The sequence below is a fragment of the Microbacterium sp. BG28 genome (genome assembly GCF_034044005.1).
Lineage (GTDB): Bacteria > Actinomycetota > Actinomycetes > Actinomycetales > Microbacteriaceae > Microbacterium.
Genome location: NZ_JAXCHA010000003.1, coordinates 1,028,405 through 1,042,717 on the forward strand (window position 1 = coordinate 1,028,405; position 14,313 = coordinate 1,042,717).

General features: G+C 72.5%; 11 protein-coding genes. 5 read left to right on the plus strand and 6 right to left on the minus strand.

Annotated features, from left to right (window positions below; translation table 11 throughout):
• Genes SK224_RS15890 through SK224_RS15910 form a run of 5 tightly spaced genes read right to left on the minus strand, consistent with a single transcriptional unit; the run spans position 1 to position 4,090 of the window.
• Positions 1-597, minus strand: coding sequence for an energy-coupling factor transporter transmembrane protein EcfT (locus SK224_RS15890; RefSeq protein ID WP_320435597.1), 597 nt, complete (start codon positions 595-597; stop codon positions 1-3).
• Positions 591-1,277, minus strand: a complete 687-nt coding sequence (locus SK224_RS15895; RefSeq protein WP_320435598.1) for an ABC transporter ATP-binding protein — start codon at positions 1,275-1,277, stop codon at positions 591-593. Before SK224_RS15895 ends, SK224_RS15890 begins: the two co-directional genes overlap by 7 nt.
• Positions 1,274-2,398, minus strand: coding sequence for a thiolase family protein (locus SK224_RS15900; RefSeq protein WP_320435599.1), 1,125 nt, complete (start codon positions 2,396-2,398; stop codon positions 1,274-1,276). Before SK224_RS15900 ends, SK224_RS15895 begins: the two co-directional genes overlap by 4 nt.
• Positions 2,391-3,488, minus strand: a complete 1,098-nt coding sequence (locus SK224_RS15905) for a fatty acid--CoA ligase family protein (protein WP_320435600.1) — start codon at positions 3,486-3,488, stop codon at positions 2,391-2,393. The genes SK224_RS15900 and SK224_RS15905 overlap by 8 nt, the downstream gene beginning before the upstream one ends.
• A complete protein-coding gene (locus SK224_RS15910; protein WP_320435601.1) occupies positions 3,485-4,090 on the minus strand; it encodes a biotin transporter BioY in 606 nt (201 codons plus the stop codon). The genes SK224_RS15905 and SK224_RS15910 overlap by 4 nt, the downstream gene beginning before the upstream one ends.
• A gap of 51 nt (positions 4,091-4,141) precedes the next feature.
• Between SK224_RS15910 and SK224_RS15915 the strand changes: the two genes are divergently transcribed.
• The 5 genes from SK224_RS15915 (at position 4,142) to SK224_RS15935 (ending at position 13,177) form a co-directional block, all read left to right on the plus strand.
• Positions 4,142-4,774, plus strand: a complete 633-nt coding sequence (locus SK224_RS15915) for a TetR family transcriptional regulator (RefSeq protein ID WP_320435602.1) — start codon at positions 4,142-4,144, stop codon at positions 4,772-4,774.
• A gap of 11 nt (positions 4,775-4,785) precedes the next feature.
• Positions 4,786-5,832, plus strand: a complete 1,047-nt coding sequence (gene pheS / locus SK224_RS15920; RefSeq protein ID WP_320435603.1) for a phenylalanine--tRNA ligase subunit alpha — start codon at positions 4,786-4,788, stop codon at positions 5,830-5,832.
• Positions 5,832-8,351: a phenylalanine--tRNA ligase subunit beta gene (gene pheT / locus SK224_RS15925; protein ID WP_320435604.1), complete on the plus strand. Its 2,520-nt coding sequence runs from the start codon at positions 5,832-5,834 to the stop codon at positions 8,349-8,351. The genes pheS and pheT overlap by 1 nt, the downstream gene beginning before the upstream one ends.
• 105 nt (positions 8,352-8,456) lie before the next feature.
• Positions 8,457-11,333: an MMPL family transporter gene (locus SK224_RS15930; RefSeq protein ID WP_320435605.1), complete on the plus strand. Its 2,877-nt coding sequence runs from the start codon at positions 8,457-8,459 to the stop codon at positions 11,331-11,333.
• Entirely contained in the window at positions 11,330-13,177 is a 1,848-nt protein-coding gene (locus SK224_RS15935; protein ID WP_320435606.1) for a hypothetical protein, read from the plus strand. Before SK224_RS15930 ends, SK224_RS15935 begins: the two co-directional genes overlap by 4 nt.
• Before the next feature lies 1 nt (position 13,178).
• Here SK224_RS15935 and SK224_RS15940 read toward each other — a convergent pair whose 3' ends face one another.
• Positions 13,179-14,309 carry an AAA family ATPase gene (locus SK224_RS15940; RefSeq protein WP_320435607.1) on the minus strand — a complete coding sequence of 377 codons (1,131 nt, stop codon included), beginning with the start codon at positions 14,307-14,309 and terminating at the stop codon, positions 13,179-13,181.
• Between the last annotated feature and the right edge of the window lie 4 nt (positions 14,310-14,313).

Sequence of the window (14,313 nt, forward strand, 5' to 3'; positions counted from 1 at the left end):
TCAGCGCACGCCGCGCGCGGTCAACGCCTCGCCGACGTCGTCGGCGTGCTTGAGAGCGAGAACGAGGAAGGGTACGGCGAAGGGGCGGATGCCACGGCCGGCCCCTCGCGCACGCTGCGCCTCGCGCACCTGATGCGCCAAGCGGATGAGCGTCGGGACCGCGCCGAACGCCACGACGAGCAGGAGCGCGGCCCGGTTCGGGTCCCGCCCGATGACGCGCAGCGGCGACAGCGCGCGCTCGAAGACCTCCCACAGCGCCGTGACGGGCGTCGTCAGGGCGAGGAGTGCCGCCAGTGCGACGGCCGCGGTGATGCGGACCGTGCCGATCGTCGCCGCTTGGAGACCGAGGAAGATCGCCTGGCCGATGAAGCTCATCACGACGAGCAGTCGAAGCGCCCACATCTGGCGCGCCAGTCGCACCCACCCCACCCCGGGTGCGGCGTAGCAGAGCAGGGTGAGACCCGCGGCGACGGCGCACGACGGCCAGGTGGCGGGCAGAATCGACACCCCGAGCACGAGAGCGAGCAGGAGGAGCGTCTTGCGTCCGGCGGGCATCCGATGCCAGGGCCCGGCGCCCGGTCGGTAGAGGCTCAGCATCCGAGGCTCGTCGCGTAGGAGCGCACGACGTCCCGCGCCTCGCCGACGGCGACCACGCGGCCGCCTGCCACGTGGACGGCCGCTTCGCAGCGCTCGGCGAGGGAGAGGTCGTGGGTGACCAGCAGCAGACGATGCCCGGTGTCCGCAAGGAGGTGGTCGGACACGACCCGGGCATTGCGGCCGTCGAGATAGGCCGTGGGTTCGTCGGCGACGACGAGTTCCGGTTCGCGCACGAACGCGCCGCACAACGCCAGCAGCTGCTTCTGCCCTCCCGACAGGTCGTGCGCCGAGCGGTCGCCGAGCCCGCCGAGCCCGAAACGATCGAGCGCGGCCGCCACCCGTTCCGCCCGTTCGGTGTGACTCATCCTCCCCCCGCGCAGCGAGAAGGCGACGTCTTCGGCGACGGTCGGCATGATGATCTGGGCGTCGGGGTTGCTGAAGACGATCGCCACGCGGCGGCGGAGCTCGGCGGCGTCGCGGACCGGGTCGAGCTGCAGCACCCGGGCCGATCCGGTGGACGGTGCGACCAGGCCGCCGACCACGCGCGCGAGCGTCGACTTGCCGGAGCCGTTGTCGCCGACGACGGCGACCGTGCGGGCGTCGAGATCGAGGTCGAGGTCGCGGAGCACCTCGGTGTCGCCGAGGCGCACGCCGAGCCGGTCGAGTCGGATCACGCTCACCTCACCACCTCGACGACCATCGCGATTCCCAGGCCGCCGCCCACGGACGCTGCGGCGACACCGATGCTCCCGGACGGGCGCCCGGCGCGTACCAGTCGTGAGAACAGCCGCACGAGCGCGACGGCGCCACTCGCGCCCCACGGGTGGCCGAGCGCGAGAGCTCCGCCGTCGGCGCAGACCCGCGCGTCGTCGTCGGCGAGCCCGAGCCGACCCAGGACCGCGAGCGACTGCGCCGCGAATGCCTCGACGATCTCGAACGCCGCGACCGCCGCCAGCTCCGTGCCGGATACGGCCAGCGCCGCCTCGATGGCCGGTGCCGCACCGAGCCCGGGGTAGGCGGGGTCGACCCCGACGACGGCGTGCGCGCGCACGAGGAGCCCCGGTACGCGTGCGCGCCGCTCTGCGCTGACGAGGGCCACCGCGGCTGCCCCGTCGCCGATGCGCGTGGCCGTGCCCGCCGTCACGGTGCCGTTCTCGCGCAAGGGTGTGAGCCGCGGGAGCAGGGCCAGTGCTCCGCCGACGGCGTCATCTGCGCTCACCCCGTCGATCGGGACGATCTCCGCCGCGAAGCGCCCCGACTCGCGGGCCGCGGCGGCGCGCCGGTGGCTGCGGGCGGCGGCTGCGTCCTGGCGATCACGGTCGATGCCGTCGAGGCGGGCGAGCGCGTCGGCGGCGTCGATCATGTCGGGGTCCGGCCAGCCGGCGGGAGCGAAGGGGGCCCGTTCGAAGCAGACGCCGTCGATGCGTCGTTCCGGCGCCGTCGAGGCGCTCTCCACACCGCCGGCCAGCCGGGGGCGTTCGTCACCGGCGGCGATCGCCTGTGCGGCATCGACGACCGCGGCCAGCCCGCTGCCGCACTGCCGGTCCACCGTCGCACCGGGGGTGTGCACGCCGAAGCCGGCCGCCAATGCGGCGAGCCGGGCGGTGTTGCCGCCCGGGCCGCGACAGTTGCCGAGGACGACATCCGCGATGTCCAACGGTGCGCCGGTCGCGTGCGCGGCGTCGTCGGCGGCGGCACGCAGCACCGGTGCGGCGAGACGGTCGGCGCTCACTCCTGCGAACGCCCGGCCCCTCGTCGTGAGCGCGGAGCGGCGTGCCGAAACGATCAGCACGTCAGACACGGGGCACCTCTCCCGACGCCAGTCGTCGCTCCACCTCGGCGCGAGCGATCTTGCCGGACGAGGTGCGGGCAATCGTACCGGCGAACCACAGACGCGGCCGGTGGGCCGGCGCGAACAGGCGGGATGCCGCGGCACGGAGCATCGCCGCATCCACGCAACCGGGGCGGACCGGTTCGATGAGGGCGGCCACGAGCCGGCCGACGCCGGGCGCGGGCAGGCCGACCACGGCCGCATCCGCAACGCCCTCCAGGGTGCGCAGCGTCCGTTCGATCTCCGACGGGATGACCGTGGCGCCGGCCGTCTGGATCGCATCGTCCGCACGGCCCGCCACGCGCAGTCGGCCGTCCTTCAGCTCGCCACGGTCGCCGACACTGGCCCATGCGCCGTCGCGCCGGAGCGGACCGGGCTCGCCCAGGTAGCCGAGCGCGCTGTACGGCGATCGGGCCCAGATGACGTCACCGCGCACCGCGATCTCGACGCCGGGGAACGCGCGCAGGCCTCTCCCGTCATCGTCGTACGCCACGAACGACAGCTCTGCTGCGCCGTAGTACTCCACGACGCGGATGCGGCGGGCGAGGGCTTCGGCGCGGATGTCGGCGGGCAGCGTCATCCCTCCGACGAGCGCGGCGCGCAACTGAGGTGCCCCGCCGGAGGCGAGGATCGCGGCGAAATGGGTGGGGGTGCCGTGGAAGAGCGTCGCGCGCGAGCTCGTGGCGGCGAGCTCGGGTGCGGGGCCGCCCGCCAGTGCGTGGGCCAGGGAGAAGAGCGTCAGTGACGAGCTCGGCGGCGCCGGCAGTAGCACGACGTCTCCGGGGAGCGCGCCGAGCAGCTGTTCGACCACGGGGAAAGAGCTCGCCCAGGACGCATGCGTGCGCACCACGACGCGGGGAGCGGCCGAGCTGCCCGAGGTGAGAGCCGCCCACTCCGCCCCGGCGGGCGCGGGCGTCTGCGCGAGGAGGGAGAGGATGCCGGCGCGCACCGGTGCGGGCCAGCGCTCATCGAGCACAAGGGGAACGCAGCCCGATCGCCTGAGCAGGGAGAGGTGCGCCGGCGCATCGCGCGCTTCGACCGCAACGACGAACGCGCTCACGCGGCGGTGGCCGGGCGCGCACGCCACTGACGCCGGAAGGCCCGCGGATATCCGCGCACGAGGGTGCCGACGATCAATGTCGTGGCGATGACCTTGAGGAGATCGCCCGGCAGGAACACGAGGCTCGACAGTGCTGCCTCGCCGAGCCCGATCCGCAGCACGAGGGCCTGCATCGGGATGCCGACGGCGTAGACCACGAGCACGCCGCCCACCAGGGTGCCGAGGAAAGTGCGCCACCAGACCGGGCGGCGTCCGGCGGCGTGCACGATGAGGCCGATGACCACGACTCCGATGAGCCACCCGAGCAGATAGCCGCCCGTGGGCCCGAAGAAGACCCCGACCCCACCCCGTCCGCCCGCGAGGAGCGGGAGGCCCGCGGCGACCAGGGCCAGCACGGCCGTGACCGAGAGCGCCCCCACGGCGGGGCCGAGGATGGCGCCGGCGAGCATGACGCCCAGCGTCTGGGCCGTGATGGGCACCGCGCCGAGGATGGTGAACGCTCCGGGGACGCCGAGCACGGCGATGACGGCGGCGAAGACGCCGGCTCTGGCGATGTCGGTGGCGTCGAGTCGCCGACGCGCCGAGGGGACGAGAGCGGTCATGAATCCTCCTGAACGGCGTTCATGTGAACACTGTTCAGGTACAGTACCCGCATGGTGGCCGACGGCTCAAACTCCTCCCGCGCGCCCCGTCGTTCGAAGACGGACGTCGTGGATGCGGCCCTCGCGCTTCTGGATCGTGTGGGGTTGCCGGACCTGTCGATGCGCCGGCTCGCGGACGAGCTCGGCGTGCAACCGAGCGCCCTCTACTGGCACGTGGAGAACAAGCAGGAGCTGCTGGCCGCCGTCAGCGCGCGCATCCTCGCTCCCGTCGCCGCCGGCGACGTGCTCGGTGCGACACGGCCGCTGGGCGAAGCGGCCCGGATGCTGGGGGAGCGCCTGCACGACCGTCTGCTCGCCCACCGGGACGGCGCCGAGGTCGTCTCCAGCTCCCTCGCTCTCGGTCTGGTGGAATCGCCCCTTCACCTCGCGCTCGCCGAGCGCTATCCGGATGCGGGGCACGCACCGCAGGTCGTGGCCGACGCGGTCACGCACTTCGTCGTCGGGTACACCTTCCACGAGCAGCAGCGCACCGCCGCCGACACCCTCGGGGTCGCCGCCCGCTCAGCCGCGCTCACGCCGGACGGGGCGACGAGCCGGCGCCCGGATCCCTTCGCCACGGCGCTCGCGCTGATCACGGCCGCCGCAGATCTCCCGGCCGCTTCGGAGCCCTCGGCGCGCCGGTAGACTCGATCACCGTGTCCGACGCACCCCAGAACGAGATCACTCCTGATGCGGTGAGCACCGCGGTCGACGAGGCCCTGGCCGCCATCGCCGCAGCCGCCGACTCCGCCGCCCTCAGGGCAGCGCGCAGTGCCCACGCCGGAGAGGGCTCGCCGCTCGCGCGGCTGAACGCCCGCCTCCGCGACATCCCGAACGAGCGCAAGGCCGAGTTCGGCAAGCTCGTCGGGCAGGCGCGAGGCCGCGTGAACCAGGCGCTCGCCGCCCGCGAGGCGGAGATCGAGACGGCGGAGACGGCGGCACGTCTCGAGGCCGAGCGCGTCGACATCACGGCGATCCCGGTCCGCACGCGGGTCGGCGCGCGGCATCCGCTCACTCTGCTGCAGGAGCAGATCGGCGACATCTTCGTCGGAATGGGGTGGGAGATCGCAGAGGGGCCGGAGCTCGAGCACGAGTGGTTCAACTTCGACGCTCTGAACTTCGACGTCGATCACCCCGCGCGCCAGATGCAGGACACGTTCTTCGTCGACCCTGTCGATCGCCACCTCGTCATGCGCACCCACACGAGCCCCGTGCAGGTGCGGTCCATGCTCGAGCGCGAGCTTCCGATCTACGTCGTGTGCCCCGGCCGGGTCTACCGCACCGACGAATTTGATGCCACACATCTTCCGGTCTTCAGTCAGTTCGAAGGGCTTGTGATCGACAAGGGGATCACGATGGCGCACTTGAAGGGCACGCTCGACCACGTCGCGCGCCAGCTGTTCGGTCCGGAGGCCAAGACCCGCTTCCGCGCCAACTATTTCCCCTTCACCGAGCCCAGCGCCGAGCTCGACCTCTGGCACCCCACCTTCAAGGGCGGCGCCCGATGGATCGAGTGGGGCGGTTGCGGCATGGTCAACCCCAACGTGCTGCGCGCGGCGGGCATCGATCCGCAGGAGTACTCCGGCTTCGCCTTCGGCATGGGGATCGAGCGGACCCTGATGTTCCGCAGCGACGTCCAGGACATGAGGGACATGGCCGAGGGTGATGTGCGATTCAGCGAGCAGTTCGGGATGGTGGTGTGATGCGCGTTCCGCTGTCGTGGTTGCGTGAGTTCGTCGAGGTTCCTGCCCACGCCACTCCCGAGGACGTGCTGGCCGCCTTCGTGCGGGTCGGGTTCGAGGAGGAGGACGTCCACCGCTTCGAGCTGCAGGGGCCGATCGTCGTGGGCGAAGTGCTCTCGTTCGAAGAGGAGCCTCAGTCCAACGGCAAGACGATCCGGTGGTGCCAGGTGCGCGTCGCGCCCGAGGGTGAGACGGCGGCTGACGGCGGGGCTGACGTCCACGGCATCGTCTGCGGTGCCCGCAACTTCTTCCCCGGCGACAAGGTCGTCGTGACGCTGCCTGGTTCGGTGCTTCCCGGGCCTTTCCCGATCGCGGCGCGCAAGACCTACGGCCACGTCTCCGACGGCATGATCGCCTCGGCGAAGGAGCTGGGGCTCGGCAGCGAGCACTCCGGCATCCTGCGCCTCGTCGAGCTCGGAATCGACGCACCCGTCGGCACCGACGCCATCTCGCTGCTGGGGCTCGACGACGTCGCCGTCGACATCAACGTGACCCCGGATCGCGGTTATGCGCTCTCGATCCGCGGTGCGGCCCGCGAGTACTCGCACGCGACGGGCGCTGCCTTCCGCGATCCCGCCGATCGCCCGCTCGACGAGCCGGGCACGGGCTTCCCCCTCGCCGTGTCCGACGAGAACCCGATCCGCGGCCGTGCGGGCGTCACGGAGTTCGTCGCCCGCGTCGTGCGGGGCGTCGACGCCTCCCGCCCCACGCCGCCGTGGATGATCACGCGTCTGACGCTCGCCGGCATCCGCTCGCTCGGCATCCTGATCGACATCACCAACTACGTCATGCTCGAGCTCGGCAACCCGATCCACGGCTACGATCTCGACAAGCTGACCGGTGGGATCACCGTGCGCCGGGCTCGAGCGGGGGAGAAGCTGGAGACCCTCGACGGGACCGTCCGCACGCTCGACGCCGAGGACCTGCTGATCACCGACGACTCGGGCCCCATCGGCCTCGCCGGCGTGATGGGCGGCGCCACCACCGAGATGAGCGATGCCACCACGAACGTGCTGATCGAGGCGGCGATCTTCGATCAGGTCTCGATCGCCCGCACCGCCCGGCGCCACAAGCTGCCGTCTGAAGCGTCGCGCCGCTTCGAGCGCGGAGTCGATCCGGCGGTCCCGTACGCCGCCGCCCAGCGTGTCGTCGAGCTCATGGTGCAGTATGCCGGCGGTACCGCGGACGCGACCGGCGCGGCGCTCGGAGCGGAGCTCGAGCGCGAGGCGATCGCGCTCGAGTACGACTTCGTGTCCGGTCTCATCGGCGTCGACTACACGCGAGAGCAGATCGTCGCCGCCCTCGAGCTCATCGGGGCGACGGTGCACGACACCGGTTCGGCGTGGTTCGTCGATGCGCCGACGTGGCGCCCCGACCTGACCGACGCGTGGACGCTCGCGGAGGAAGTCGCCCGCATCGAGGGATACGACCGCATCCCCTCGGTGCTGCCGGTCGCCCCCTCGGGGCGCGGCTGGACGCCGGCGCAGCAGGGCCGGCGCCGCGTCTCGAACGCGCTCGCCGCCGCGGGATACGTCGAGACGCCCTCGTTCCCGTTCGTCGCGCGCGAGCAGAACGAGCTCCACGGCAGTGCCGACGGGGCCCCGGTGCCGAGCATCAAGCTCGCCAACGCACTCGACTCGCAGGCGGCGTATCTCCGCCGTTCGCTGGTGCCGGGTCTGCTCCAGGTCGCGCATCGCAACGTCGCCCGCGGACTCGTGGACCTGAGCCTCTTCGAGGCGGGGTCGGTGTTCCTTCCCGAGCCCGGCGTCACGTACGGTACGTCGTTCGTCCCGCCGCTGGCGGTGCGCCCGGATGCGGCGACGCTCGCGCAGCTGGACGGGTCGATCCCGCCGCAGCGCCGCCACGTGGCCGTCCTCGTGGCGGGCGCCGTCTCGCCCAAGCAGCCGGGGCGCTCCGCGGAGGCCGCGGGTCTCAGCGAGGCGCTCGACGCCGTGCGCGTGATCGCGGCCGCGGCGGGTGTGGAGGTGACGATCACGCAGGGTCTGCGTGCGGCCCTGCATCCGGGCCGCACCGGCATCGTGTCGGTCGCGGGCACCGCCGTCGGTTACGTGGGGGAGCTGCTTCCCGCCGTCTCCGAGGCCGCCGATCTGCCGGGGCGGATCACGGTGGCCGAGCTGGATCTCGATCTCCTCGTCGAGATCGCGGGTTCACGCGTCGTCGCCGCGTCGCTGTCGGGCTATCCCGCGGCGACGCAGGACGTCTCGCTCGTGGTTCCCGCCGACGTCGCGGCTGCGGATGTGCGTGCAGCGCTCGTCGACGGAGCCGGAGCGCTGCTCGAGTCGGCGCGGCTCGTGGACGACTATCGGGGCCAGGGGATGGACGACGGTTCGAAGAGCCTGACCTTCGCGCTGCGCTTCCGTGCGGAGGACCGCACGCTGACCTCGGCGGAGGCGACGGACGCGAAGCTCGCGGGCGTGGCGGTGGCCGCCGAGCGGTTCGGAGCCGTCCTGCGCGACTGAGCTCTCCGGCGTTCGTGCGTCACATGTCGTGGTGGGCGGAAACGGTGCCGCTACCCTGAGCACGTGCGCGCGGTGTTGCGCGTGCCTCGGGAAAGGCGTCTGGGGATGTCATCGTTTCTTTTCCGCGTGGGCCGCTTCGCCGTGCGCTGGCGCTGGGCGGTCATCGCAGGATGGCTCGTGCTCGCTATCGGCGGCGGGGCGCTGTCGCAGGCGCTCGGCGGCACGCTCGCATCGACGTTCGAGATTCCCGGGACGCCGTCGCAGCAGGCCCTCGATCAGCTCCAGCAGCGCCTGCCACAGCTGAGCGGCGCGACCGCCCGCGTGGTGATCGTCGCGCCCAGCGGAACCCCCGTCACGGACCAGGCGGACGCGATCGCGACGGCGTGCGAGCACCTCGCCGCGGTCGACGGCGTCGCGGGTGTGACGTGTCCGGTCGCGATGTCGGCATCCGGTGCCACCCCCGCATCCTCCGGCGAGCCCGCGCAGATCTCGCGTACCGGCGAGATGGCGTTCATCACCGTGCAGCTGAGCGTGGCCGCCACCGACATCGACGAGAGCCTCGTCGCGGCGATCGAGGAGGCCGCGCAGCCGGCCGCAGCCGGCGGCGCGACGCTGGCGTACTCGGGGCTGGTGGCGAGCGCACAGGACGGTGTGGACTGGACGGAGGTCGCCGGCATGGCGATCGCGTTCATCGTGCTGGCGATCACCTTCGGCGCCGTCGTGGCCGCGGGCGTGCCGCTGGTGACGGCCATCATCGGCGTGACCGTCGCGTCCAGCTCGATCCTCATCGTCGCGGCCTTCGCCCCGGTCTCGTCCACGGCGCCACTGCTGGCGACCATGCTCGGACTGGCGGTCGGCATCGACTACGCGTTGCTGATCGTCTCGCGACACAGGGCGCAGTTGGCCGAGGGGATGGACGCGCGCGAGTCGATCGCCGTCGCGATCGCCACTGCCGGAACCGCCGTCGTGTTCGCGGGGCTCACGGTCATGATCGCGCTGCTCGGTCTCGCCGTCGCGGGCATCCCGTTCCTCACCGTCATGGGTGTCGGGGCGGCGGGCGCGGTGCTCGCGGCGCTGGCGGTCGCCGTCACGCTGCTCCCGGCGGTGCTCGCGGTCCTGGGCCGCACGGTGCGTCCGCGGGCGCGGCGTCGCCTGAGGACGCGCTCCACGCGACCGCCGGTGTGGGTACGGCTCGCGACCCGGGTGCCGGCGGCGACGATCGGAGTCGTGGTGATCGCCCTGATGGTGGTCGCGACACCGGCGCTGAGCCTGCGACTGACCCTGCCGGATGCGGGCTACGACCCGCCGTCGTCGCAGGCGCGGATCGCGTACGACCTGCTCGACGAGGGCTTCGGCCCCGGGTTCAACGGGCCGCTGCTGATCACCGCCGACATCTCCGGCACCCTGCAGATACAGGATGCGCTCGACGCGCTCGATGACGCCTTCTCGGGCATCCCGGATGTGGTGGCCGTCTCGAAGGCCTTCACGAACGAGGCCGTCGACCTCGCCGTCCTCAGCATCACACCGGCCAGCTCACCGTCCTCCGACGCGACCACGGACCTCGTTCGCACGCTCCGCGACGACGAACCCGCCTTCGCCGCCGCGCACGGCTTCGGATACGCGGTGACGGGGCAGACGGCGCTGGCGATCGACATCTCCGACCGCCTGGGTGCGGCGCTGCTGCCCTTCGGCATCGTCGTGGTCGGGCTGTGCCTCGTGCTGCTGACGATCATGTTCCGCTCGATCGCGGTGCCGTTGTCGGCGACGCTGGGGTATCTTCTGTCGGTCGTTGCGGCCCTCGGGGTGACCTCCGCGGTGTTCGAGTGGGGCTGGGCAGCGGATCTGCTCGGAGTGGGCAAGGTCGGTCCGGTCATCAGCTTCCTGCCCATCCTCGTGATGGCCGTGCTCTTCGGTCTCGCGATGGACTACCACGTGTTCCTCGTCTCACGGATGCGGGAGCATTACGCCACGTCGGGGGATGCGCACGGCGCCGTCCTCGGTGGGTTCAGCGCCTCGGCCCGGGTCGTGACGGCCGCGGCGCTGATCATGTTCTCGGTGTTCTTCTCGTTCGTGCCGGGTGGGAACGCGATCATCCAGCCGCTGGCGACCGCGCTCGCCGCCGGTGTGCTGATCGACGCTTTCGTCGTACGGATGACCCTCATCCCGGCGGTCATGGCTCTGCTGGGGCACCGGGCTTGGTGGCTGCCGGCATGGCTCGGTCGGCTGCTTCCCGACGCGGACATCGAAGGCGAGGCCGTCGAGCGGATGCGGGCGCAGCGCAGCTGGCTCGCCGGGCGTGCGGACGGCGGGGCCGCCGGTGACGGTGTGCTCGCGCACGGTGTGCGGATCGGCGGCGAGGACATTTCCGATCTCGTCGCGCCGCGCGGATCCGTCGTGCTGGTGGAGGGTCCCGCCGCGGTCGCCGCGCGCTTCGTGGCCGCCGTCGCCGGCCGCACGGCGGATGTCGAGGGCGATCTCGTCGTCCATGGGCGCCTGCTGCCCTTCGAACGCGCGGCGGTGGCCTCCCAGGCCGCGTACGTTCCCGCCGCCCCAGAACGAGCAGACGCGAGCTCGCTGGCGGAGCACCTGCGCCGAAGCCTACGCGCCGACGGCGTCGGTGTGCTTCGCGCCCACGAGGCGGTGATCCGCGCTGCCGCGACGTTCGACGCACTGCTGGCGGTGGTGTCGGGAAGCTCGGCACACGAGGTGAGTGAGAGGACGCCGATGGGACAGCTCAGTGACGCCGAACGCTGGGCGGCCGATGTAGCCGTCGCCGCGACCAGCGGGCTGGCGCTCGTGTCGATCGACCTCGGCGACCGGGCCGATGCGCAGGCGCTGGCGCAGATCGTGGTCAGGGCGATCGACCCGGGCATCACGATCGTCCTCGGCTCCAGCGCAGCCGTTCTCGATGCGTCGCCGGAGAGACCCGTCGTCCGCGTCGACGCGGGCGCGCCCGCCGAGAGCGAAGGGGGACGGCGATGACGACGTTGTGGAGCCTGATCGCCGCGCCCGCTCGCGGCCAGCGGAGATGGCAGCTCGCCGCCGTGCTCGTCCTGGTCGTGCTCGCGCCGCTGGCGATCGTGCTGACGCTCGCTCCCTCGGCCGACGAGCGCCCGCCCGTTGCGCTGGTCAACCAGGACTCCCCGATCCTCACCGGAACCACGCCGGTGGCGGCGGGCAAGCTCCTCACCGAGAACCTCATCACCTCGGTCCCTTCCGTGAAGTGGGTGCTCACCGATGCGAAGACCGCGAGCGAGTCGCTCGCGAACGGCGACGTGCTGGCCACCGTGACGATCCCGACCGACTTCTCGGCGCACGTGACGACGATCGGCTCCGGCGCGCCGCAGCAGGCGGAGCTGACGGTGCAGACCAGTACGCAGCACGGCTACCTCGGGGGCATCATCGCCGAAGCGCTGTCGGCGAGCCTGCCCGCCGGCGTCGCAGCCCAGCTCACCCAGCAGTACGTGACCGGAACGCTCACGGCCATGTCTCAGATCGGCTCCGGCATGGATCAGATGGCTCAGGGAGCGTCCGCGATCACCGGTGGACTGGCACAGGCGCAGAGCGGCGCCGGGGCGCTGGAGGGGTACACGGCTCAGTTGGCGGACGGACTGCGAAGCATGGACGATGTGCTCTCCGAGCTGCCGAGGGGCGCGCGAGGACTCGGAGATCTCACGGCAGCCGGGGCCGTCGCGTCGGGGGATCTCTCGCTGCGTCTGGCCGAGCGTGCTCTCGATGCGGGCGTGGCCGAAGCCGCGCAACAGGACGTGCAGACCCGCCTCGCCGCGCTCGCCGCCTTCTCGGCGCAGTTGACGCCGTCGCAGCAGCAGGAGTTCGCGGCTCTGCTCGCGCCCACGAAGGATGCGGCGGACGGTGTCTCGGCGCTGCTGGCCGGCCAGGCCGATGCGCTCGGCAAGGACGCGGAGACCGCGGCCGGGGTCGCCGTCGGTGCCGGAGCGATCTCGGCGGTCAGCGGCCCCGTGGCGGACGGCCTCGGCCGGCTGTCGGACGCGCTGGGATCCGCCGCGTCCGGGGCGGACGGCCTCGCGCAGGGAAACGGTCAGCTCGCCGAAGCGCTCGGGACCCTGGGGCAGGGCAGCGCGCAGCTCGCCGCCGGGTTGGACTCGGCGCGGGCGGCGATTCCCCGGTACGACGACGCCCAGCAGACGCAGATCGCCCAGGTCGTCGCCAGACCGATCGGCGTGGACAGCACCTCGACGACCGGACCCCGCAGTGCCCTCGCTTCGGCGATGGCCGTCTTCGGGCCGGTGGCGCTGTGGCTCGGAGCGATCGGCGTGATGCTCGCGCTGCTGCCTTTCGCCCGTTCAGCACTGACCTCCGCCGCATCCGCCGCGCGACTCGCGCGCTCCGCGGCGGTGGTCATCGTGGCCGTCGCCCTCGCGCAGGCCGTCCTCGTCTGGGGTGCCGTCGCGCTGTCGGGGGTGGCGCCCGAGCGCGCGCTGGTGGCGGCGGGGCTGACCGCGGTCACCGCCATCGCATTCGCTCTCGTGCACCAGGGGCTGGTCGCCTTCCTCCCGCGCGCCGGACTCGTCGTGTCGCTCGTGCTGCTCGGACTGCAGGTGATCGCCGCGGGCACCCTGGCCGCGCCGGGAACCACGCCCGCCGCGACGGGGCCGCTGGCCGGCCTCCCGCTGAGCCTCGCCCTGCAGGGGGCGCAGGCACTCGTGGGCGGTTCGCTGCATGCGGTGCTGAACGCCGCGGTCGGGTTGATGCTGTGGGGCGCCGTCGGTGCGCTCGCCACGGTGTTGGCGATCCGGCGTGCCCGGGCCCGGGCGCTGGTCGCATCCGTGCTCGCCCGCGCCTGAGCTAGCGACTGCCCCAGTTCCAGGCGGGGACGTCGAGGAACCCCTGTCCGTCGACGACAGTGCCGTCGGAGGTGCGCGCCAGGCGGTGCGCGAGGGCTCCGGCATCCTCGAGTCGGCGAGCGAGCTCGGCCGCATGGGTGACCACGATCACCTGCGTGCGCCCCGACGCCGAGACGATGAGCTCTGCGAGAGGAGCGAGCAGGCTCTCGTGCAGACTCGCCTCCGGCTCGTTCAAGACGATGAGAGGGCCGGGGGATGCGGGAAGCAGGGCGGCGCACAGCAGGAGATAGCGGAGGATGCCGTCGCTGACCTCCGCGACGTCGAGCGCACGCAGCAGCCCGGGCTGATGAAGCCGCATCCGGAGCCGTCCGTCCTCCGCGTCGATCTGCACCCGCATCCCGGGGAAGGCGCGTCCGACCTCCGCGTCGAGGGCGTCGCCCGCACCCGCTTCGCGCACGCTCGCCCAGAGCGCCGCGATGTCCTCCCCACCGTGGGAGAGGGCGCGCGTGCGCGTGCCCACCTGGGGGGAACGGGCGGGAGCGTCCGCATCCACACGGAAGTGGTCGTAGAAGCGCCAGCTCGCGAGCGTCCGCCGCAGCGACAGCAGCTCCGGTCCGGTGTCGCCGTCGGCGAGGTCGACGAGGATGCTCTCGAACGGGGCGAGCGACTGATCCAGTGTGATCCAGGCATCCTCGCGCACGCGCGTGGCGCTCCGGCGGCGATCGATGAGCAGGGACGAGGTCTTCGCGACCGCGCCGGCGAACACCTGCTCGCGCTTGATCTCCGGATCGCGCGAGAAGAGGCTCCGCCCGTCGGTCTGCGGCAGGCCGAGATCCACCAGGTAGCCCAGCTCGTCGGACGCGAAGCCCAGCCGCACGGCCACGGGATCGCGCCGCAGAGTGCCCTGATCGCCGCCACCCTCGGGACCCGCCCACAGCAACGACGACAGGCCACCCTCCCGCGCGACCGCCTCGACCATGCCGCCGGTGGCGGCCCCCGCCAGCAGGCGCAGGGCGCGGTAGAGGTTCGACTTTCCGGTGCCGTTCGCGCCGGTGACGACGGTGAGCCCGCCCAGCGGCACGGCGACGTCACGGAGTGAGCGATACCCGGAGACGGCGATGGTGCGCAGCATCGCA

Coding starts and splice junctions, on each gene's coding strand:
- SK224_RS15890 (WP_320435597.1), bottom strand. CDS start 597: ATGCTGAGCCTCTACCGACCGGGCGCCGGGCCCTGGCATCGGATGCCC.
- SK224_RS15910 (WP_320435601.1), bottom strand. CDS start 4,090: ATGACCGCTCTCGTCCCCTCGGCGCGTCGGCGACTCGACGCCACCGAC.
- SK224_RS15915 (WP_320435602.1), top strand. CDS start 4,142: ATGGTGGCCGACGGCTCAAACTCCTCCCGCGCGCCCCGTCGTTCGAAG.
- pheT (WP_320435604.1), top strand. CDS start 5,832: ATGCGCGTTCCGCTGTCGTGGTTGCGTGAGTTCGTCGAGGTTCCTGCC.
- SK224_RS15930 (WP_320435605.1), top strand. CDS start 8,457: ATGTCATCGTTTCTTTTCCGCGTGGGCCGCTTCGCCGTGCGCTGGCGC.
- SK224_RS15935 (WP_320435606.1), top strand. CDS start 11,330: ATGACGACGTTGTGGAGCCTGATCGCCGCGCCCGCTCGCGGCCAGCGG.
- SK224_RS15940 (WP_320435607.1), bottom strand. CDS start 14,309: ATGCTGCGCACCATCGCCGTCTCCGGGTATCGCTCACTCCGTGACGTC.